At 59.8% G+C, this 20548-nt stretch carries 18 protein-coding genes; 10 read left to right on the top strand and 8 right to left on the bottom strand.

Going from position 1 to position 20548, the window contains the following annotated elements; translation table 11 throughout:
* Window positions 1-47: 47 nt before the first annotated feature.
* Window positions 48-1259 carry an OpgC domain-containing protein gene (gene opgC / locus QA646_RS16120; RefSeq protein ID WP_283056417.1) on the top strand — a complete coding sequence of 404 codons (1212 nt, stop codon included), beginning with the start codon at window positions 48-50 and terminating at the stop codon, window positions 1257-1259.
* A gap of 143 nt (window positions 1260-1402) precedes the next feature.
* Here the strand turns inward: opgC and QA646_RS16115 are convergent, their stop codons facing one another.
* Window positions 1403-2161: a DUF3800 domain-containing protein gene (locus QA646_RS16115; RefSeq protein WP_283056416.1), complete on the bottom strand. Its 759-nt coding sequence runs from the start codon at window positions 2159-2161 to the stop codon at window positions 1403-1405.
* A gap of 194 nt (window positions 2162-2355) precedes the next feature.
* Window positions 2356-4125, bottom strand: a complete 1770-nt coding sequence (locus QA646_RS16110; RefSeq protein WP_283056415.1) for a glucan ABC transporter ATP-binding protein/ permease — start codon at window positions 4123-4125, stop codon at window positions 2356-2358.
* A 366-nt stretch (window positions 4126-4491) separates the two neighbouring features.
* Here QA646_RS16110 and QA646_RS16105 point away from each other — a divergent pair, with 366 nt between their 5' ends.
* Window positions 4492-5232: a LuxR family transcriptional regulator gene (locus QA646_RS16105; protein ID WP_283056414.1), complete on the top strand. Its 741-nt coding sequence runs from the start codon at window positions 4492-4494 to the stop codon at window positions 5230-5232.
* A 117-nt stretch (window positions 5233-5349) separates the two neighbouring features.
* Window positions 5350-8811 carry a pyruvate carboxylase gene (gene pyc / locus QA646_RS16100; RefSeq protein WP_283056413.1) on the top strand — a complete coding sequence of 1154 codons (3462 nt, stop codon included), beginning with the start codon at window positions 5350-5352 and terminating at the stop codon, window positions 8809-8811.
* Window positions 8812-8999: 188 nt separating this feature from the next.
* Here pyc and QA646_RS16095 read toward each other — a convergent pair whose 3' ends face one another.
* The 3 genes from QA646_RS16095 to QA646_RS16085 form a co-directional block, all read right to left on the bottom strand.
* Complete coding sequence (locus tag QA646_RS16095) at window positions 9000-9761, bottom strand: amino acid ABC transporter ATP-binding protein (protein ID WP_283056412.1); 762 nt, start codon at window positions 9759-9761, stop codon at window positions 9000-9002.
* Window positions 9758-10438: an amino acid ABC transporter permease gene (locus QA646_RS16090; protein ID WP_283056411.1), complete on the bottom strand. Its 681-nt coding sequence runs from the start codon at window positions 10436-10438 to the stop codon at window positions 9758-9760. Before QA646_RS16090 ends, QA646_RS16095 begins: the two co-directional genes overlap by 4 nt.
* Before the next feature lie 81 nt (window positions 10439-10519).
* A complete protein-coding gene (locus tag QA646_RS16085) occupies window positions 10520-11293 on the bottom strand; it encodes an amino acid ABC transporter substrate-binding protein (protein WP_283056410.1) in 774 nt (257 codons plus the stop codon).
* 289 nt (window positions 11294-11582) lie between these two features.
* Between QA646_RS16085 and QA646_RS16080 the strand changes: the two genes are divergently transcribed.
* On the top strand, window positions 11583-12053 hold the full coding sequence (locus QA646_RS16080; RefSeq protein WP_283056409.1) for a BA14K family protein: 471 nt from the start codon (window positions 11583-11585) through the stop codon (window positions 12051-12053).
* Between the two features lie 144 nt (window positions 12054-12197).
* Here the strand turns inward: QA646_RS16080 and QA646_RS16075 are convergent, their stop codons facing one another.
* A complete protein-coding gene (locus QA646_RS16075) occupies window positions 12198-13070 on the bottom strand; it encodes a DMT family transporter (RefSeq protein WP_283056408.1) in 873 nt (290 codons plus the stop codon).
* 253 nt (window positions 13071-13323) lie between these two features.
* Between QA646_RS16075 and QA646_RS16070 the strand changes: the two genes are divergently transcribed.
* Together QA646_RS16070 and ispG are read left to right on the top strand one after the other, a co-directional pair.
* The gene (locus tag QA646_RS16070) at window positions 13324-14523 is read left to right on the top strand and encodes an MFS transporter (protein WP_283056407.1); all 1200 of its coding nucleotides are present in this window, start codon (window positions 13324-13326) and stop codon (window positions 14521-14523) included.
* Between the two features lie 129 nt (window positions 14524-14652).
* A complete protein-coding gene (gene ispG / locus QA646_RS16065; protein ID WP_283056406.1) occupies window positions 14653-15906 on the top strand; it encodes a flavodoxin-dependent (E)-4-hydroxy-3-methylbut-2-enyl-diphosphate synthase in 1254 nt (417 codons plus the stop codon).
* 18 nt (window positions 15907-15924) lie between these two features.
* On the opposite strand, the gene QA646_RS16060 is transcribed toward ispG, so the two are convergent.
* Together QA646_RS16060 and QA646_RS16055 are read right to left on the bottom strand one after the other, a co-directional pair.
* Window positions 15925-16566, bottom strand: coding sequence for a LysE family translocator (locus QA646_RS16060; protein WP_283056405.1), 642 nt, complete (start codon window positions 16564-16566; stop codon window positions 15925-15927).
* Window positions 16567-16713: 147 nt separating this feature from the next.
* Window positions 16714-17628, bottom strand: a complete 915-nt coding sequence (locus QA646_RS16055; RefSeq protein WP_283056404.1) for a polyprenyl synthetase family protein — start codon at window positions 17626-17628, stop codon at window positions 16714-16716.
* Between the two features lie 179 nt (window positions 17629-17807).
* Here QA646_RS16055 and mtgA point away from each other — a divergent pair, with 179 nt between their 5' ends.
* From mtgA to rpmF, 4 genes are all read left to right on the top strand, one after another.
* Entirely contained in the window at window positions 17808-18554 is a 747-nt protein-coding gene (mtgA, locus tag QA646_RS16050) for a monofunctional biosynthetic peptidoglycan transglycosylase (protein ID WP_283058891.1), read from the top strand.
* Window positions 18555-18649: 95 nt separating this feature from the next.
* Window positions 18650-19372, top strand: coding sequence for a DUF1868 domain-containing protein (locus QA646_RS16045; RefSeq protein ID WP_283056403.1), 723 nt, complete (start codon window positions 18650-18652; stop codon window positions 19370-19372).
* Window positions 19373-19384: 12 nt separating this feature from the next.
* Window positions 19385-20032 (top strand): glutathione S-transferase family protein, encoded by a 648-nt coding sequence (locus QA646_RS16040; RefSeq protein WP_283056402.1) that lies wholly within the window; start codon window positions 19385-19387, stop codon window positions 20030-20032.
* A gap of 179 nt (window positions 20033-20211) precedes the next feature.
* Window positions 20212-20397, top strand: coding sequence for a 50S ribosomal protein L32 (gene rpmF / locus QA646_RS16035; RefSeq protein WP_003543812.1), 186 nt, complete (start codon window positions 20212-20214; stop codon window positions 20395-20397).
* Window positions 20398-20548 lie beyond the last annotated feature (151 nt).

The raw sequence follows: 20548 nt of genomic DNA, 5'->3' as shown, positions 1-20548 counted from the left end.
AACTCTTTGGCCCCGATCGCATTTGGTTGTCGGAACAGGAGAGGTCCATGAATTCCAGGGCAAATATCGACGTGGCCTCGGCAACGCGAATTAGCTTGCCGAAGGCGGCGGCGCTGCGGGATACGAGACTGGATGTATTGAGGGCTTTGGCCCTGATCACGATCTTCATCAATCATGTACCCGGTCAGTTCCTCGAGCGGCTGACCACCAAGAATTTCGGATTTTCCGACGGGGCGGAAGCTTTCGTGCTGATCTCTGGCATCTCCGTCGGCCTCGCCTACGGCACGCGGTTCAAGCCAGGCAATCGGTTGTCGATCGCCTGGAAGGCTGTCAGGCGCGCCTTTACGCTCTATACGGCGCATATGATCACCACCTTCATCACGCTGGTGCTGTTCATTTCCGGTGCATGGATATTCCGTCAGGCAGGCCTGCTTTGCGAGGTGAACATCCTTGCCGTCCTGATGGATCCCGTTCGCGGCATTCAAGCCTTGCTGCTGCTCGGACACCAGATCGGCTACAACAACATCCTGCCGATGTATGGCGCATTGTTCCTGATGCTGCCGCTGATCCTGCTGCTGGAGGCGCGAAGCCCGCTGCTTCTGCTTTTGGTTTCCGGCAGCGTCTGGCTGGTCGCGGGCATCTATCAGATCGCGCCGCACACGATGCTGCTGGACGGCTTTTGGTTTCTCAATCCGCTGTCCTGGCAGTTCCTGTTCGTCATCGGTTTCGTTGCCGTCATGCACGTGAAACGCGGCGGCCGGATATCCTATAATCCGGTCCTGTTTGCGCTATCGTTTGCCTATGTCGCGCTGTCCTTTATCTGGGTGACCGACAAGCTTTGGGTGCTGGGCGATCATCTGGCAGCATTCGGCCTGCCTACGGTGGTCACCGGTTTCGACAAGACGTTTCTGTCTCTGCCGCGATTGCTGCATGTGCTGGCGTTGGCCTATCTCATCATCAGCGTGCCGGCGGTTTCGCGGTTGCTGCGCCGGTCCGCCGATCATCCGTTGACGATCCTCGGGCGGCACTCCCTCAGCATCTTCGTCGCGGGCACGATTCTCGCCATGGCAGGCCAGGTCATTCTATACGTCACCCATAAGGATCCCGCGGTCGGCGGCGCCTATGTCCTCGTCGGCATCGTCGTGCAGTTTGCCTATGCCTATTATCTCGAGTATAGGCGGTTGGATGTAGTCAACCGTCAGCCCCTTTCGACGTCCGTGGCCACGCTGCCGCTGCCGGTGCAAATCGAAAAGCGTTGATAGTCCGCATCGACGCCGATTTCGTTGACTTCAACGCCTTCCTGATGGGCGGTTGAAATACGGATCGCGACAAGCTGAACAGTTATACCGGCTCCTACCTTATCAGCAACCGTTCTGCCTCCCAGACGATTGGTGCGGAGAAGTTACACCCTTGCGGAAGGCTGACCAAAAGCTCCGCTAAGTGCAGCGGCGCTTCTCATCTCTATGAGTTCCTTCCTACCCAAATGGATGGCATTAACCCTCTGCTTTAGCAGCGCTTCGCAATCCTTTCGGCGCGGCCGATTTTCCATCTGGTTCTTTTTGTCCTTACACCATTGCCATGCCAATAGATCAGCGGCCTGAACCGCTGGGCTTCTTGCCTTTTCCACAAACCCGTGTCTGAGATATCGATATTCCTGCCGTTTATGGTGGAAAAGTTCGTTCATTACAGAATTCGCTTTTGAAGCGCTGCTATGGCCTGATTCAAAAAAGTAAGATATCTCGCCGGCTCTTGGGTTTGCGCCGATCCATGCTAACACTCCTGCGAGAATCAAGTGGACCGAGAACGAATAGGCGCTACCGTAAATCTCTTTGATTTGAGGGAAATCCTCTAAAGCCTGTTTGAATTCGCTTTCAACAACAGTGACGGCAAATCCCTGTATCGATCGTTTCCTTACGATCTCAATGATTTTTGTCTCTACCTCAATTCTCTCTTGTCTGGTTAGATTTGCAAAAGGTCCATTGCCGTGAGCGCAATCTACCATATGGAAATATGGAAGATTTTTCAATTTTAATACTTTCTTCCATTCATGGCCGAGTTTAATGGCCTCGCTTTTCCTAAAAATATATCCTGCGATTCCTAAAATTTGGGAACCGTCATGAGTACCGCTCTCGTCGAAGAAGGCTTGAATTTTGATGGTCACAGCGCCGCCTTAGAGCAGGGTGCGTAAATATATCGGGAGGATGTCGCGCAGAATCACTTCTCTCACGCATATTGATATCGCTCTGGATCGGTGAATACTACTTTATAAAGCGCATCTACCAAATGAAACTTCTTAAACAAAAAGCCGGAAGAGCATTGCTCTCCCGGCTTCGATTTTTAGGCCCCTGCGAAATACTAGGCGGCTTCGTTTTCCGTTGTATGTGCCTTGCGGACTTCGTCATCCGTCAGGATGCCGCTGGCGCGGAGCAGGGCGGCGAAGCGGCCGTTGCTCTGGCTGAGTTCGTTGAAGCTGCCGTTTTCGATGACGCGGCCATTGTCGAGGAAGAGGACGATATCGGCCTCGCGTACCGTCGACAGGCGGTGAGCGATGATGAAGGTCGTGCGGTTCTGGCGCAGATTGTCGATCGCCGCCTTGACCCGGTTCTCGGTCTCCACGTCGAGCGCGCTGGTCGCCTCGTCGAGCACGAGGATCGGCGCATCCTTGAGGATGGCGCGGGCAATCGCGATACGCTGGCGCTCGCCGCCGGAGAGCTTGTTGCCGCGTTCGCCGACCCGGGTTTCGTAACCGCTTTCGCGATTCTCGATGAAGTCGTTGGCAGCGGCCGCTTCGGCAGCGCGGACCATCTCTTCTTCCGTCGCGCCCTCGCGGCCGAGACGGATGTTGTCGCTGATCGAGCGGTTCAGCAGGCCGGCATCCTGGAAGACGGTGGCGATATAGCGCCGGAGCGACTTGCGCGTCACCTTGGTGATATCGTGGCCGTCGACAAGGATCTGGCCGTCCTGCGGATCGAAGACACGCTGTAGCAGGTTGACCAGCGTCGTCTTGCCGGCACCGGTCGGACCGACGATGGCGACCGTCTGACCGGCCTTTACCGTGAAGTTGATGTTGTGCAGGCCCTGCGACGTATTACCGAAGCCGAAGGACACGTTGCGAAACTCGACCTCGCCCTTGACGTCCTTGATCTCGGCAAGGCCGGCCGGCTCTTCACGGTCGCGGACGGAATCTTCCAGCGTGTAGAAGTCTTCCAGCTTGGCGCGCGCTTCGAAGATCTGGTTGGCGAAGTTGCGGAGTTGTTCCAGGCGGCCGATCAGCACGTTGGCGAAGGCGATGAAGGTGATTAACGCGCCGAGGCTCAGGCTGCCGCCTTCGACGAGCAGCGTGCCGATCATCAGGATCGCCATCATCGCGACGGTCGAAGCCGTGCGGTTCAGCGCGCCGGCCAACGCCCACCAGTCGAGAACCGGATACTGCGCAGCGAGCAGTCGTTCGGTGAAGGACTTCAGCGCCTTGGTTTCGGCTTCGATGCGGTTGTAGCTATGCAGCACGGAAACGTTGCTGATGCTGTCGCTGACATGCGAGAACACAGTATTATAATGGCTTTCCACCGAGGTCTGGCCATCCTTCGTCCGGTGCATGACGAGGCGGCCGATGATCCAGTAGAAGACGCCGAGTAGGATGAGAACGGCCGACAAGCGCAGGTCCATGGATATGGCAGTCGGGATCATCACGACGAGAGCCACTGCCGTCGACAGGTGGTTGCGCATGAATTCGAGCCATAGGCCGAAGAGGGCTTCGCAGGCGCGCAGCAGCGTGTTCAGCGCGCTCGCCGTGCCGCGCTGGCTATGCCAGGAGAGCGGCATGGAGATGATGCGGCTGAACGCTTCGGTCAGCAGCGAGGCGCGACGTCCGTGGGCGAGACGATCCGCCTCGCGGGAAACGACGATGAAAGCGACCGCGCTGAAGACGGCGAAACCGGCCCACAGCATCATGGTCGGCGCCACGGCCTGTTTCTTGGCGATGGCGTCGAAGATGCGGCCGAACAGAACCGGCTCGTAAATGGTCGTCATCGCCAGTGCGATGTTTGCGATGACAACCATCCAGACGCGATATCGATACGCGCCAAGATACTTCAGGGCTCTTGCATAGACTTTGAACAGCGACACGTCAGGTACCCTCTGTGCATCTGCGAAATTGGGAATGCTGGGATGCTACAGATTGGTTCCTGAACCGGCGATTAACGGAATCTGACGCTGTTTTTTCAGGGGAATTTTTAGGCGTCTTGCCCTTAGCCGCAAGGGTGCGCAATCGGCCGCCGGAGAAGTGCGGCAATGTGAGAATAGTTCATATCATGGCATTGTCGCGCGGCGATGCGGTTGCTATTCAGGGTTGATGACTGAATTTTTCGCCAATGACGTTTAATTTAATTTCGATCCGATTATGTTTGCCCGCCATCGGCCGCCTCGGAGGCCGAGCGGAAAATGAGGCGGCAACTGCTGACGAACAACCAGGCCTTCGGGCCAGGGGTGCATATGAATATTCGTTCCTTAATACAATTGCTTGTGGTCATTGAAGAATGCAAGCTAGCCAAGAACGTCGTAGCGGAGCTGGAGCTGGTGCTGCGGTCTTATAAGTTCGATTTTTATGGTCTGCTGAAGCAGCCGCGGCCGAATACGGACCCGATGACTCTGATGCTGGCCGGACGCTGGCCCGACAAATGGCCCCTCACTTATGTCGCCAAGAAATACCTGCTTGTCGACCCGACCATCCGCTATCTCGGCCGCGCGCAACGGCCTTTCCGCTGGCGCGATGCCATGGCGGCGCTGAAGGGCGATCCGCTGCGCCGGCGCATGGAGCAGATGATGGCCGATGCCCGCACCAACGGGCTGATCGACGGCTATATCTTCCCCATTCATGGACGCAATGGTCTGCTCGGCAGCATGACGGTCGGCGGCAACATGGTCGACCTGTCGCCCGCAGAAATCTCCCTTTTCGACGCGGTGGCAAAAAAAGCTTTCTGGCGGCTCCTGGAATTTCGCAACGAAGCGCATTCGCTGGAACAGCCGGCGACAATCGACGTCAATTTGACCCGGCGCGAGGTGGAGGTGTTGAACCACCTGGCAGAAGGCATGACGTCCATGGAAATCAGCCGGATGCTCAAGATCTCCAATCACACCGTCGATTGGTACATGAACAGCATCCAGGGCAAGCTGAACGCCAAGAACCGCCAACATATCGTTGCCATCGCTTTTAGAAACGGACTTATTCCGTAATGGCAACTATTTTGATGCCGGATGTCGCAGGGGAAATTGAACTTCTTGTGACAAGAAGTTAAGAATTTCCTTCGCGGGTGCAGCATGCCCGCTATCGGCTTCGTGAGGGAGAGCGCATTGCCCATTTCCAAAATCCTGGTTGCCAACCGTTCCGAGATTGCCATCCGCGTGTTTCGCGCGGCCAATGAGCTCGGCATAAAAACAGTCGCCATCTGGGCCGAGGAGGACAAACTCGCGCTGCATCGCTTCAAGGCTGATGAAAGCTATCAGGTCGGCCGCGGCCCGCATCTTGCCCGCGATCTCGGGCCGATCGAGAGTTATTTGTCGATCGACGAGATCATCCGCGTCGCCAAGCTGTCCGGCGCCGATGCCATCCATCCGGGCTACGGCCTCCTGTCGGAAAGCCCGGAATTCGTCGATGCCTGCGATGCCGCCGGCATTATTTTCATCGGCCCGCGCGCCGATACGATGCGCCAGCTCGGCAACAAGGTGGCAGCCCGCAATCTGGCGATTTCGGTCGGCGTTCCTGTCGTGCCGGCCACCGAGCCGCTGCCGGATGATATGGCGGAGGTTGCCAAGATGGCCGAGGAGATCGGCTATCCGGTCATGCTCAAGGCCTCCTGGGGCGGCGGCGGCCGCGGCATGCGCGTCATCCGCTCCAAGGCCGATCTCGCCAAGGAAGTGACCGAAGCCAAGCGCGAGGCGATGGCCGCCTTCGGCAAGGATGAGGTCTATCTGGAAAAGCTGGTCGAGCGCGCCCGCCATGTCGAAAGCCAGGTGCTGGGCGACACGCACGGCAATGTCGTGCATCTCTTCGAACGCGACTGTTCCGTTCAGCGCCGCAACCAGAAGGTCGTCGAGCGCGCGCCCGCACCCTATCTCACGGAAGCGCAGCGCCAGGAGCTCGCCGCCTATTCGCTGAAAATCGCCCAGGCGACGAATTATATCGGCGCCGGCACCGTCGAATATCTGATGGATGCCGACACCGGCAAATTCTACTTCATCGAAGTCAATCCGCGTATCCAGGTCGAGCATACGGTCACCGAAGTCGTCACCGGCATCGATATTGTCAAGGCGCAGATCCATATTCTCGACGGCTTCGCCATCGGTACGCCGGAATCGGGCGTTCCGAAGCAGGACGACATCCATCTCAACGGCCATGCCCTGCAGTGCCGCGTCACCACGGAAGATCCGGAGCATAATTTCATTCCGGATTACGGCCGCATCACCGCCTATCGCTCGGCCTCCGGTTTCGGTATCCGTCTCGATGGCGGTACTTCCTATTCCGGCGCCATCATCACCCGCTATTACGATCCGCTGCTCGTCAAGGTGACGGCCTGGGCGCCGAGCCCGTCCGAGGCGATCGCCCGCATGGACCGCGCGCTGCGCGAATTCCGTATCCGCGGCGTGGCGACGAACCTCACCTTCCTCGAAGCGATCATCACCCATCCGAAGTTCAAGGATAACAGCTATACGACGCGCTTCATCGACACGACGCCGGAGCTGTTCCAGCAGGTCAAGCGCCAGGACCGCGCCACCAAGCTTTTGACCTATCTTGCCGACGTCACCGTCAATGGTCATCCGGAGGCCCGCGGCCGGCCGGCGCCGTCGCCGAAGGCGGCCGAACCGGTCTTGCCCTATATCGACGGCAAGGTTCCGGAGGGCAGCAAGCAGCGCCTGGATCAGCTCGGCCCGCAGAAGTTCGCCGAGTGGATGCGCAATGAAAAGCGCGTGCTGATGACCGACACGACGATGCGCGACGGCCATCAATCGCTGCTCGCCACCCGCATGCGCACCTTCGACATTGCCCGGGTCGCCGGCACCTATGCGCGCGCGCTGCCGCAATTGCTGTCGCTGGAATGCTGGGGCGGCGCCACTTTCGACGTCTCGATGCGCTTCCTGACTGAAGATCCGTGGGAGCGTCTGTCGCTGATCCGCGAGGGTGCGCCGAACCTGCTCCTGCAGATGCTGCTGCGCGGCGCCAACGGCGTCGGCTACACCAACTATCCCGACAATGTCGTCAAATATTTCGTCCGCCAGGCAGCCAAGGGCGGCATCGATCTTTTCCGCGTCTTCGACTGCCTGAACTGGGTCGAAAACATGCGCGTGTCGATGGATGCCATTGCCGAGGAGAACAAGCTCTGTGAAGCAGCCATCTGCTACACCGGCGATATCCTCAATTCCGCCCGCCCGAAGTACGATCTCAAATATTATACCGATCTCGCCGTCGAGCTGGAAAAGGCCGGCGCCCATATCATCGCCCTGAAGGACATGGCGGGCCTCCTGAAGCCGGCGGCGGCCAAGGTGCTGTTCAAGGCGCTGCGCGAGGCGACCGGCCTGCCGATCCACTTCCACACGCACGACACGTCGGGCATTGCAGCCGCAACCGTGCTGGCCGCCGTGGACGCCGGTGTCGATGCGGTCGATGCGGCGATGGATGCGCTTTCGGGCAATACCTCGCAACCCTGCCTCGGCTCGATCGTCGAAGCCCTGAAGGGCACGGAGCGCGATCCCGGCCTCGATCCCGAATGGATCCGCCGCATCTCCTTCTACTGGGAGGCGGTGCGCAATCAATATGCGGCCTTCGAAAGCGACCTCAAAGGACCGGCCTCGGAAGTCTATCTGCACGAAATGCCGGGCGGCCAGTTCACCAATCTCAAGGAGCAGGCCCGTTCGCTCGGCCTCGAAACCCGTTGGCATCGGGTGGCCCAGGCCTATGCCGATGCCAACCAGATGTTTGGCGATATCGTCAAGGTGACGCCATCCTCCAAGGTGGTCGGCGATATGGCACTGATGATGGTTTCCCAGGACCTGACGGTTGCCGATGTCGAAAATCCGGCCAAGGATATCGCCTTCCCGGACTCGGTCGTCTCCATGCTGAAGGGAGATCTCGGCCAGCCGCCGTCCGGATGGCCGGCTGCGCTTCAGAAGAAGGCGCTGAAAGGCGACAAGCCCTATACGGTGCGGCCGGGCTCGCTGCTCGCCGAGGCCGATCTCGATGCGGAGCGTAAGGTCATCGAGACCAAGCTGGAACGCAAGGTCAACGATTTCGAATTCGCCTCCTATCTGATGTATCCGAAGGTCTTCACCGACTATGCGCTGGCCGCCGATACTTACGGTCCAGTCTCGGTCTTGTCGACGCCTGCCTATTTCTACGGGCTGAAGGAAGGCGACGAGCTGTTTGCCGAGATCGAGAAGGGCAAAACCCTTGTCATCGTCAATCAGGCTATGACGGCGACCGATGAGAAGGGCATGGTGACGGTGTTCTTCGAACTCAACGGCCAGCCGCGCCGTATCAAGGTGCCGGATCGCGCCCACGGTGCGTCCGGCAGCGCTGTCCGCCGCAAGGCCGAGGTCGGCAATGCCGCCCATGTCGGCGCACCGATGCCGGGCGTCATCTCCACCGTCTTCGTCACGCCCGGCCAGGAGCTCAAGGCCGGCGACGTGCTGGTATCCATCGAAGCGATGAAGATGGAAACGGCGCTGCATGCGGAAAAGGACGGCACGATCGCCGAAGTCCTGGTCCGCGCCGGTGATCAGATCGACGCGAAGGACCTACTGGTGGTTTACGGGGGTTGAAGTTTTGCCTTCTCCTCGTTCGAGGAGAAGGTGTCCGCCCATCGACAGGCTCAGGAGAGCGGATAAGGGGAATCGGAGCAGAGCGTCAAGCGCCTTGGGCGGCAAGCGAAAGATATTTTACCCCCATAACGCCCCCTCACCCCGCGCGTTCCGCGCGACCCTCTCCCCGAAGGGGCGAGGGTTTTTCCTCATATATCGTAGGTATGACCCGCATTCAGGGTCGAGATGAACTGCTTCGTGCGGTCCTGTGTCGGAGCGCCGAAAATGATGCGGGAGGGGCCGGTTTCGACGATGTTGCCAGCCTCGAGAAAGACGACGTTGGTGGCGATCTTCGAGGCAAGGCGCAGGTCGTGCGTTGCCATCACCATGGTCGTGCCTTCGCTGGCGAGCCGGCCGAGAACGTCGACGACTTCGGCGGCGAGTTCGGGGTCCAGCGCCGAGGTCGGTTCGTCGCAAAGGAGAACGCGGGGCGAAGGGGCAAGCGCACGGGCGATCGCCACGCGCTGCTGTTGGCCACCCGATAGCGTCGAGGGCCAGGCATCCATCTTGTGTGCCATGCCGACCTTGGTCAGAAGCTCGACAGCGCGGGCACGCGCCCTTTCAGCCGGCCAGCGCAACACGGTCACCAGACCTTCCATGACGTTTTCAATCGCCGTCTGATGCGGAAAGAGCTGGAAATTCTGGAAGACCATACCGGTCTGGCGGCGGATTTTCTGGATATCCTGCCAGCCGATCTTCTTGCCCGGCTGAAAGGTGGTCGTCTCCTCGCCGATGCGGATCATGCCGGCGGTCGGGATTTCCAGGAGGTTGATGCAGCGCAGCAGCGTGCTCTTGCCGCCACCGGAGGGGCCGACCAGCGCCGTCACCGTACCTTCCGGAATGAGCAGGCCGATGTCTCTCAGGATGACATTGTCGCCGAAGCGTTTTTCGATGTGCGACAGCTCGATCATGCCTGCGCCTCCAGCGTGCCACCATAGCGGGCGAAACGACGTTCGAGAGAGACCTGCAGCGTCGACAGGAAAGAACTCATGACAAGATAGATCAGGGCCGCTTCGATATAGAGGATCAGCGGCTCATAGGTCGTCGCCACGATACGCTGCGCCGCCTGGAAGAGTTCCGGCACGGTGATCGCCGCGGCAAGCGACGTATCCTTGACCAGCGAAATGAAGGTGTTCGACAGCGGTGGCACGGCAACGCGCGCCGCCTGCGGCAGGATGGTGCGGTTCATCGCCTGCCGCCAGCTCATGCCGATGGAATAGGCCGCTTCCCACTGGCCCTTCGGCACCGAGGAGATGACGGCGCGGATGATCTCGGACGTATAGGCGCCGATGCTCAGCGTGAAGCCGATGACGGCGGCGGGGAAGGCATCGAGCAGGATGCCGAGACTCGGCAGGCCGTAGAAGATGACGAAGAGCTGCACCAGCAGCGGCGTGCCGCGGATCACCCAGACGTAGAAGCGTGCAACGGCGACGAGCGGTCGCGGGCCAAAGAGCCGCGTGACGGCGGTGAGCAGGCCGAGCAGCAAGCCGAGAACGAAGGTGATCAGGGTGAGCGGGATGGTGAAGACGAGCCCCGCCCAAAGCAGCGTGCCCAGAGACTCCCACCACAATTGCAACCAGTGCTGCACGAAAAAGCGGCCTTTCAATAAGAGAATGCGTCCGGAAAGGGTTCCGGACGCATCTTTTTCACAATTTGGCGTCTATGCCTATTACTTCGAAACATCCTGGCCGAAGTATTTCTGGGAAATCTTGGCATAGGTGCCGTCGGCCTTGATGTCGGCCAGCGCCTTGTTGATGGCAGCCTGCAGCTCCGGCTCGCCCTTGCGGATGATGGCGGCGGAATAATCGGCATTGGCCTGCTGGGCGACAATCTTCACCGGCGCATCGGGCTTGTGCTTTTTGAAATCGAAGAAGGACAGGCTGTCATTGATGGTGGCATCGGCGCGGCCGGTCAGCACGAGCTGAATCGACTGGTCGAAGCCATCCGTACCGACGAGTTCGGCACCGGACTTTTCGGCGAGCTTGCCGAAATTGCTGGTCAGCGACTGAGCGGCCTTCTTGCCCTTGAGATCGGCGAAGTCCTTGATGTCGCTGTTGCCTTCCTTGACGATCAGCACGGCCTTGGAAGCGATGTAGGGATCGGAGAAATCATACTTCTGCTTGCGGGCATCGGTAATGCCGACCTCGTTGATGACGGTGTCGTAGCGATTGGCGTCGAGGCCGGCGATCAGGCCGTCCCACTTGCCTTCCAGAAACTGCGCTTTGACACCGAGCTTGCCGGCGATCGCCTCGGCGATCTCGACATCGAAGCCGACGAGCTTGCCGCTTTCATCGTGGTAGGTGAAGGGAGCATAGGTGCCTTCCGTGCCGACCTTCAGGACACCGGCGGACTGGATCGCCTTCAGGTTATCGCCGGCGTGGGCGGGCAGCAGGAACGCAGCCTGAACGAGGGCGGCAGCGGCGACGGTCTTCAACCAGTTCATTGTCTTCTTCCGTTTCTTGAGCGGTTTCAATCGATGACGAATACATTGCAGAAAATCTAGGGCAGTGAAGCGTAGAAAACTGCAAAAGAAATCGACAATTGCGAATATTTTTCTCAAAGGAGCCGAAGATGTGGTCGGCCGCGCGACCAGCAAGGCGGATCGACCGTTGAGCGAGAAATGCCCACAAAAGTCAGCCCGGCCGACACAATCGTCAGCTTGGAAATTAAGTGCCAGGCAGTCCTTTCCGCGCTATAGTATTCGGTTGCAATGTAGACGAAAGGTGAAGCTAATGAACAGGCTAGCAATCGTTGCCTTGTCGCTAGCGACGACGTTGACGAGCGTCCCGCCGGCCGAGGCGTTTCCCACTATTGTCGTGCCGAAAGTTGAGGCAGCGCCCCAAGCGCAGCTCATAGACTACCATGGCGGCTATCGCGGCCGCTACTACCATCACCACCACGGTGGTGGCTGGGGTTGGGGGCTCGGCGGCTTTGCCGCAGGCGCGCTAATCGGCGGGCTGCTGGCGCAGCCGAATTATTATGGTCCCGGCTACTACGATCCGGGCTATTACGGTCCGTCCTACTATGGCCCCGGCTATTACACGCCACGGTACTACTACGTGCCCCGGTATTACCGCCCGGCCTACTATGGTGGCAGTGCGCATGTGCGGTGGTGCTATGCGCGTTATCGGTCCTACAGGGCTTTCGACGACACGTTCCAGCCCTCTTACGGTCCGCGGCGGCTGTGCGTTTCGCCATACTAGCGAGGGCGTGAAAGCATCTATCGGAATCGCTGCCGGTGGCGCAGAGCTGCCGGTCGGCGAGGATCATCGTTGCTGTTGAGACGCGCGCAGCGAACTGATGCGACAGTGCATAGCATGTCTCGGCAACCGCAAACTGTTCTTGCCTCAAGCCGCCGCCACTCTCCCCTTTATCCGCTCGCTGACGATGATGATCAGGCCGGCGCTGAGGATGAAGGCTGCGCCGACGAAGGTGTTGGCCGTCGGGATGTCGCCCCAGATCAGAAAGCCGAGTAGGAAGGCTGAGATGAGCGAGGTATATTCGAACGGCGCCAGAACGGAGACCGGCGCCTGCCGCATGCCTTCGAACAGGGCAAGCTGTCCCGCGCCGGCGATGACGCCGGTGCCGAAAAGCAGCAGCACCTGATAGGCGCTTGGCGTATGCCAATGCAGGATGGCCATCGTGGCGGTCAGCGCGATGAAGATGATGTTCGAGACGGCCATCTGGATATGGCTCTTCTCATGCAGCGCGGTCTTGCGCAGCAGCACCATGCCCATTGCCCAGAGCACGGCTGCCTGCAACGCCAGATAGACGGGCCAGGAGATCGACAGGCCGACCGGATTGGAGGCGATCACCACGCCGCAGAAGCCGAGGCCCACCGCCATCCAGCGTACGAAACTGACCTTTTCGCGGAGCACGATGGTCGCGAGAATCGTGCCGACGACGGGGGCGGCGTAATAGAGCGTCGTAACTTCGGCGAGCTGCAGGTAGCGGGCAGCGGAATAGTAGGAAGTCCAGGCGATCACCAGCAATATGCTGCGCACGATCATCGGTTTGATGATGGGCGAGTGGCGAACCTTGCGCACCAGCGATGGCCCCTCGAAGAGGAAACAGCCGGCAAGAATGCTGCAACTGCGCCAGAAGAGGATCTGCCAGACCGGAATGTCGGTGACGAGCAGTTTCACCACCGAGTCGTGGGCAGTGAACAGCATATAGGCAATCACCGTAAGCAGGATGCCGTAGCTGATGGGGTTTTTCACGGAAGCACCAGGGGAATGGCTTTGAAGCAGGCCGGTCGAAAAATCTTTTAAGGCTCAACCGATAGGCGGCTAGTTTTTCGCCGTCAATAGGCCATATGGGCAAGCTAGACCGAGCGCGAAAGATTATTTGCGGTTGTGACTTCCTTGCCCGATTTAACAGACGGAGACGAAACGTGACCAATGTTCGTCTTTTGGGATATTGAGATTTCAATCGATTTAAATATCCTGCAGCCATCGATTTGGGGGATTTTTAATGGATGATATGACCCGATCCGGAAGCTTTCAGGCTCGTAGAAGCGGATTTTTCACAAAATCGCGTGCCGCCGTTTCCCTGCTGTTTTTGATGAACGGCTTCACCGTTGGCTGCTGGGCGCCCAAGATCCCGGAGTTCGCCGAGCGGCTGCAACTGACCAAGTTCGAACTCGGCCTTATGATCCTGGTCTTCGGATTGGGATCGCTGGTGATGATGCCGGTGGCGGGTGCGCAGATTGCCGGGCGCGGCTCGAAGATCGTCGTCAAGGCCTTTGCCGTGCTGCTGCTGCCAATGCTGCTGGCTTTGACTGTCACCCAGAATGTCTGGACCGCCGCGATCGCCCTCTTCCTGTTCGGCGGCTTCATCGGTGCGATGGACGTGGCGATGAACGCCAATGCCGTGTCGGTGGAGAAATCCATGCATCGGGCGATCATGTCGTCCTGTCACGCCTTCTGGAGCCTTGGCGGCCTCATCGGCTCGGCGATCGGCGGTTTTCTGATCTCGCGCTGGGGCGTACTCGGCCACGCCGAAGTCTCTACCGCCCTTGCCCTTCTCTTCCTCGCCGTCGCCTGGCCGATGATCCTCGGTGACCAGCCGCATCCGGACGAGGCAAAGCCGAAGGCGCGGTTGCCGTTGATCCCGTTGCCCTGGCTGCTCGGCATGATGGCGCTGTTTTGCATGATCCCGGAAGGTGCGGTGCTCGACTGGAGCGCGCTCTATCTCGGCCAGGAAAAGGCCGCATCGGTGACCCTCTCGGGCTTCGGCTTCGCCGCCTTTTCGCTGACCATGGCAACGATGCGTTTTGCCGGCGATTTCGTCCGCGATCGGCTGGGCGCCGTCAAGACGCTGCGTGTCTGCACGGTCTTTGCGATCGTCGGCATGCTGCTTGCGGCGCTGGCGCCGAATGCGGAACTGGCCATTGTCGGCTTCGCCCTATGCGGTATCGGCATTTCCAACATGGTGCCGATCGCCTTTTCGGCTGCCGGCAATATTCCGGGGCTGCAGCCGGGCATCGGCATCTCGGTCGTCACCACCATGGGCTATTCCGGCATGCTGGTCGCTCCGTCAGCCATCGGTTTCGCCGCCGAGCATGTCGGCTTCTCGCCGGTTTTGATGGCGCTGCCGGTGCTGCTGCTCGTCGTGCTGGCGCTGTCGTCTCTGGCACGTTACGCAGATGGCATCGGCCGCAGCTCGCATTAATTTGGTCGCTTTCGCCTGCTATCGCCAATGCATTCGCCTGAGCAAAAGTGATGCCCGGAGCGGTTGACAACGACCGCTCCGTGATCCACCTGAAAGGCACCCATTTCCCGAGGCTAACGAGAGTTCTCCATGTCGTCCGCCAGTGATTTCGATCCGAAGCCGCGCCGTTCCTCCGTTGCCGTCGATGTCGGCGGCGTCATCGTTGGCGGCGGCGCGCCCGTGGTCGTGCAGTCCATGACCAACACCGATACCGCCGATGTCGATTCGACGGTGGCGCAGGTCGCGGCGCTCTATAGGTCTGGTTCGGAGCTGGTGCGCATCACCGTCGATCGCGACGAAAGTGCCGCCGCCGTGCCGAAGATCCGCGAGCGGTTGCTGCGCCTCGGCATGGACGTGCCGCTGATCGGCGATTTCCACTATATCGGTCACAAACTGCTCGCCGACCACCCGGCTTGCGCCGAGGCGCTGGCAAAATACCGCATCAATCCCGGCAATGTCGGCTTCAAGGACAAGAAGGACAAGCAGTTCGCCGAAATCATCGAGATGGCGATCCGCTATGACAAGCCGGTGCGTATCGGCGTCAACTGGGGCTCGCTCGACCAGGACCTGTTGACAGCACTAATGGATAAGAATGCCGCCGAAGGCTCGCCGCTGTCTGCCCGCGAGGTGACGCGCGAGACGATCGTGCAATCGGCGCTGATATCGGCCGATCTCGCTGAGGAAATCGGCCTGCCGCGCAACCGCATCATTCTCTCCGCCAAGGTCAGCCAGGTGCAGGACCTGATCGCCGTCTATTCCATGCTTGCCGCCCGTTCCGATCACGCGCTGCATCTCGGCCTGACCGAGGCCGGCATGGGCAGCAAGGGCATCGTCGCCTCATCCGCTGCCATGGGCTATGTGCTGCAGCATGGCATTGGCGACACCATCCGCGTTTCGCTGACGCCGGAGCCGAATGGCGATCGCACCCGCGAAGTGCAGGTGGCGCAGGAGCTGCTTCAGGTCATGGGTTTCCGCCAGTTCGTGCCGGTCGTCGCTGCATGTCCTGGCTGCGGCCGTACGACCTCGACCGTATTCCAGGAATTGGCGCAGAACATTCAGAACGACATCCGCAAGAACATGCCGGTCTGGCGTGAGAAATATCCAGGCGTCGAGGCGCTGAATGTCGCCGTCATGGGCTGCATCGTCAACGGCCCTGGCGAAAGCAAGCATGCCGATATCGGCATCTCGCTGCCCGGCACCGGCGAAACGCCAGCCGCTCCCGTCTTCATCGACGGCCAGAAGGCGATGACGCTGCGTGGTCCGAATATCGCATCGGACTTCGAAGCGCTGGTGACCGACTACATCGAGAAGCGTTTCGGCCAGAAGAGCGTCGCGGCGGAGTGATCCGCCGCCGAGCTGCCCTTAGATGTTGCTGGTCAAAAGTTTGATGCCGGCGAAGCAATAGAAGCCGGCCATGGCGCCCTCAATCCACTGGCGGGCATTCCTGTAAATCTTGAGAGCATGCGGCGTAGAGAACAGCGTCGCATAGCCCATGAACACGATAAAACCGGTTGAGCAGCAGACCGCGATGATCAGCACGGCAACGGAGGCCGGTGCGCCCTGCGGCATGCCGAGCGCGATGATGGCGAGCCAAGCGAAGATCGCTTTCGGATTGGTGACGTGGATTCCATAGCCGCGCAGAATCAGCGATTTGAAGGCCGGGCTTTTCGCCTCTTCCCTGGCGGCCGGCAAGTCGCCACTTGCCCGCACCGCGCGAAATGCCTTGTAGGCGAGATAGAGCAGATAGAGCCCACCAAAAATCTTCAGGATCTCCAACGCCATCGCATAAGTCTGCAACAGGGTGGCAAGCCCAGCGGCGGCAGCGGTCGCCCAGGTCAGCGAGCCGCCAAAGATGCCAAGCGAAATCGTCATGCCCGCCTTGCGGCCGTGAGTCATCGATGTGGCAATGATGGCCATGATCGCCGGTCCCGGACTGACGACGGCGATAAGATAGGCAATATAGGCCGGCAGGATCTGCGGCAGATAGGCAAGCGCCTCATGCATGGGATGGCTCCGCAGGATTTCAGACGACGCGGCCTATTCCGCGCGCTTGAAACTGCAATGGGCGCCAGAATTGCCACGGAATCGTCGGAACGTCACTCTTGTCCCGAAGATTTCTTGTCACGGTGACATTTTGCGCCACGATAGATTTCAGCTCTTGCGGCTCGCCACGAAGCGCGCTGTCTCGATCAGCAAATTCGCCTTCTCTCCATAAGGGGATAGTAGCTCCGCAGCCTCCGTCACCAGGCGGGCAAGCGTGGTTTCGGCCCAGGCTTGGCCGTGCAAAGCGACTAGCGTGCCTTTGCCGCGCGCCGCATCCTTGCCAGTGGCCTTGCCCATTGTTGCCGCATCAGCGGTAAGGTCGAGGAGATCGTCGGCGAGTTGGAAGGCGAGGCCAGTCTTTTCGCCGAAGATGCGGAGCCGCTGACGGTCCTCAGCCGAGGCGCCGGCAATGATGGCGCCGGCTTCGCAGGCAAAGCGGATCAGCGCACCGGTCTTCATAGCCTGCAGCATGGTGATGCCGCGCTCGTCCGGGGTCTCTTTTTCGGCAGCGAGATCGAGGACCTGGCCGCCGGCCATGCCGCCGATGCCGGCGGCGCGCGACAGCGCCAGCACGAGCTCGATCTTTCGGTCCGCCGGCAGCTCGGTTTCCGGTGCGGCGATGACGTCGAAGGCGTAGGTCAGCAGGCTGTCGCCGGCGAGGATCGCCGTCGCATAGTCGAAGGCGATATGCACGGTCGGCTGGCCGCGGCGAAGGTCGTCATCATCCATGGCCGGCAGGTCGTCATGGACCAGCGAATAGCAGTGCACGCATTCGAGCGCCGCGCCGATGCGGAGCGCCGCGTCGCTGTTGCCGCCGAGAAGCGCTGCAGTCTCCATCACGAGAAACGGTCTCAGCCGCTTGCCGCCGTTCAGCACGCCATGACGCATCGCCTCGAGCAGGCGCATGGGGCGAATGATTTCGCCGTTCAGGCTGGCGTCTGCAAGAAGCTGGCTCAAGATAGCCTCGACCTTGCCGACATTGTCCCTGAGGCGGTGTTCGAAGGGGGAATTGGTGCTGTCCATGGCCGCTGTTTGGCATGAGTGCGGGTTGCTGGCAACGAGAATTGTCAACAGCCAAGGTGGGAATCTCGCCGCACTCTGGTCATTGCTCCGTGTAGACGGTATGACGATTGGAGCATTCCTGGCGCGTCCCTTGAATGCGCAAGGGGTTCGGGGGTGGAGTGACGGAGGGCCTTCAGCAATTGGACATATCGACGGATAGCGATGAGGAAGCCGAGATGCCGCCACGCCCGGGCCGTCTTGCCCGGTTCAAGGCCCGTCCGCTCTGGCAGCGCATCGTTCTCGTCTTCGTCGGTTTGATGCTGCTGCCCTATCTGCTGATCCTGCTTTATGTTCTGCCGTTCATTCACCCCATATCGACCCTGATGCTACGCGACGCCGTCACCTTTCAAGGATACGATCGCCGATGGGTTTCCTTCGATGAGATAGCGCCGGTGCTGGTTCAGTCGGTCATGGTCTCCGAGGACGGACAATTCTGCTTTCATGGTGGGGTCGACTGGGGCGAGATGCGCATGCTGGTGCAGGACACGCTGCGGGGTCAGTCCACGCGGGGCGGCAGCACCATTCCGATGCAGACCTCGAAGAACCTTTTCCTTTGGAACAGCCGCTCCTTCGTGCGCAAGGCGCTGGAGCTGCCATTGGCCGTTTCCTCCTCCTTCGTCTGGTCGAAGCGGCGGATGATGGAAATCTATCTGAATATCGCCGAATGGGGGCCGGGCATTTATGGCATAGACGCGGCCGCGCGCCATCATTTCAAGGTGCCGGCCTCCAAGTTGAACGCCCGCCAGGCCGCCCTTCTCGCCGTCTCGCTGCCCAATCCGATCGACCGGGTGGCAAGCAAGCCGGGGCGCGGACTGCGCCAGCTCGCCTCGCTGATCCAGCGGCGGGCGAAGAATTCCGGCGAGTACATCAAATGCCTTTATAACTGATATCAGAACTTGTCGTTCGATCGGCTGACCGTCATCTGGCATTCTTGCTCGTGACGTAAGGGCGGGTGATCTGCCAACCAAATCGGACCTGCCCCATGAGCATCGATGCCTTTTCGCCCGAACTGCTGCAATATTCCAAGAGCCGTCATCCCGAGCCATCCGTTCATCTCGGCACGCGCTTCGATCTCTCGGGCAATTTCCAATACGAGCCGGGCAATACGATCGTCTGCCATGTGGTGGAAGGTTCCGAGACGCAGCGAGCCCTCGTTGCTGCCCGAGAGCAATTTCTGGCGATGCCGGAAGCCTCGCAATTCACCTTCACGCCGATTTCCAGCCTGCACATGACGCTGTTTCAGGGTATTATCGAATACCGCCGCACGCAGCCCTATTGGCCGGCGGGTATTGCGCTGGATACGCCGATCGACGAGATGACCGAGATCCTGGGCGAGCGCCTGAAGGCCTTTTCCATGCGCGATCCCTTCAAGGTGGCGGTGACGCATGCGCGGCCGAGCGGCCTTCTGGTAGATGGCGCGACCGAGACAGATCGGAAGGTGATGCGGGAGTGGCGCAACGCTCTTGCAGATCTTCTTGGCTACCGCCATCCCGATCATGACGTCTATCCGTTCCACATCACCTTCGCCTATGTCATCGAGCGGCTGGATGATGAGGCGCTGCCGCGTTGGCAGGCGATGCTGAACAAGGTTGCCGCCGATGTCCGCGCCGAGGTGCCGGTTCTCGAGCTGCGCCCGCCGGCCTTCTGCGCCTTCGACGACATGAAACATTTCGAGGAACTTCTGGTGTTCGAGTTCCAAAAATAAGAAGGACAAACCATGGACAAGCTTACCCTCTATATCGGAAACAAGAACTATTCCTCCTGGTCGTTCCGGCCGTGGATCGCCTTGGAGGGTTGCGGCATCGCTTTCGAAGAGGTGCTGATCCCCTTCGATTTTCCGGCCGGCAATCCGCGCATCCGCGAGGTTTCGCCGACAGGCAGGGTGCCGATGCTGGTCCATGATGGTTTCAAGGTCTGGGAATCGCTCGCCATCATCGAATATGTGGCCGAGCTTTTCCCAGATGCCGGCCTCTGGCCCAAGGAGCGGCAGGCGCGCGCATTGGCGCGCTCGATCTCCATGGAAATGCTGGCGGGTTTCCGGGCGCTGCGCAATGCCTGCCCGATGAATATCCGTCGTCCCATCAGCCGGCTCGATCTGCCGGAGGGCGTCATGGAGGATGTGGCGCGTATCGAGACGATCTGGCGCGAGATGCGCGCCCGTTCCGGCGGCCCCTTCCTGTTCGGCGCCTTCTCCGGTGCGGACGCCATGTTTGCGCCAGTCGTCAATCGGCTGGAGGTTTATGATCTCGTCAGTGCCGCCGATACGCTGGACTATATGGCTGCGATGAAAGCTCTGCCCGCCTGGCAGAAATGGGAAAAGGCAGCGCGTGAGGAACCGTGGATCGTGCCGGAGGACGAAGCCTGATCGGTGATTCGGCTTCCATCTGGCCGAATCCGGTGCTGCGGGCAAAAAATGCGTGAAGGGACTGGTCAAAGTCCCTTTAGCCATGTATAAGCCCGCCCAATTTCCGAAATTGATCCATGTCTGTTTCGGCCGCCTGGCTGGCCGCTGATATGTTTCGTCCGCAAAGTGGAGTAACGAGAATGGCTGTACCGAAGAGAAAAACGAGCCCGTCCAAGCGCGGTATGCGCCGCTCGGCTGATGCGCTGAAGGCTCCGACCTATGTCGAAGACAAGAACTCCGGCGAACTGCGTCGCCCGCATCATATCGACCTGAAGACCGGCATGTATCGTGGCCGTCAGGTTCTGACGCCGAAGGAAAGCGCATAATTCAAGCGCTCCCGTAAGGGCTGAAATTCAAAGGCTGGCGTTTCGCCGGCCTTTTTCCATTTGCGCATTGGTCCAAGAGGATCGCGGCCGAAAACGCTTCGCCCTTTCCCTGGAATTGCTTTAAAACTCGCGGCGATTTCAATTCTGAAGG

It is taken from the genome of Rhizobium sp. CB3090 (assembly GCF_029714285.1).
Classification (GTDB): Bacteria; Pseudomonadota; Alphaproteobacteria; order Rhizobiales; family Rhizobiaceae; genus Rhizobium.
The sequence above is the reverse complement of the archived record's forward strand: the minus strand, read 5'-3'. Positions and strand labels throughout refer to the sequence as shown.

What these genes read in the sequence shown, in the direction of transcription:
- QA646_RS16085 (WP_283056410.1), bottom strand. Translation starts at nt 11,293, where the DNA reads ATGAACTGGTTGAAGACCGTCGCCGCTGCCGCCCTCGTTCAGGCTGCG.
- QA646_RS16055 (WP_283056404.1), bottom strand. Translation starts at nt 17,628, where the DNA reads ATGGACAGCACCAATTCCCCCTTCGAACACCGCCTCAGGGACAATGTC.
- QA646_RS16040 (WP_283056402.1), top strand. Translation starts at nt 19,385, where the DNA reads ATGGACAAGCTTACCCTCTATATCGGAAACAAGAACTATTCCTCCTGG.
- QA646_RS16095 (WP_283056412.1), bottom strand. Translation starts at nt 9,761, where the DNA reads ATGATCGAGCTGTCGCACATCGAAAAACGCTTCGGCGACAATGTCATC.
- QA646_RS16070 (WP_283056407.1), top strand. Translation starts at nt 13,324, where the DNA reads ATGGATGATATGACCCGATCCGGAAGCTTTCAGGCTCGTAGAAGCGGA.
- QA646_RS16105 (WP_283056414.1), top strand. Translation starts at nt 4,492, where the DNA reads ATGAATATTCGTTCCTTAATACAATTGCTTGTGGTCATTGAAGAATGC.
- ispG (WP_283056406.1), top strand. Translation starts at nt 14,653, where the DNA reads ATGTCGTCCGCCAGTGATTTCGATCCGAAGCCGCGCCGTTCCTCCGTT.
- QA646_RS16060 (WP_283056405.1), bottom strand. Translation starts at nt 16,566, where the DNA reads ATGCATGAGGCGCTTGCCTATCTGCCGCAGATCCTGCCGGCCTATATT.
- QA646_RS16080 (WP_283056409.1), top strand. Translation starts at nt 11,583, where the DNA reads ATGAACAGGCTAGCAATCGTTGCCTTGTCGCTAGCGACGACGTTGACG.
- rpmF (WP_003543812.1), top strand. Translation starts at nt 20,212, where the DNA reads ATGGCTGTACCGAAGAGAAAAACGAGCCCGTCCAAGCGCGGTATGCGC.
- opgC (WP_283056417.1), top strand. Translation starts at nt 48, where the DNA reads ATGAATTCCAGGGCAAATATCGACGTGGCCTCGGCAACGCGAATTAGC.
- QA646_RS16045 (WP_283056403.1), top strand. Translation starts at nt 18,650, where the DNA reads ATGAGCATCGATGCCTTTTCGCCCGAACTGCTGCAATATTCCAAGAGC.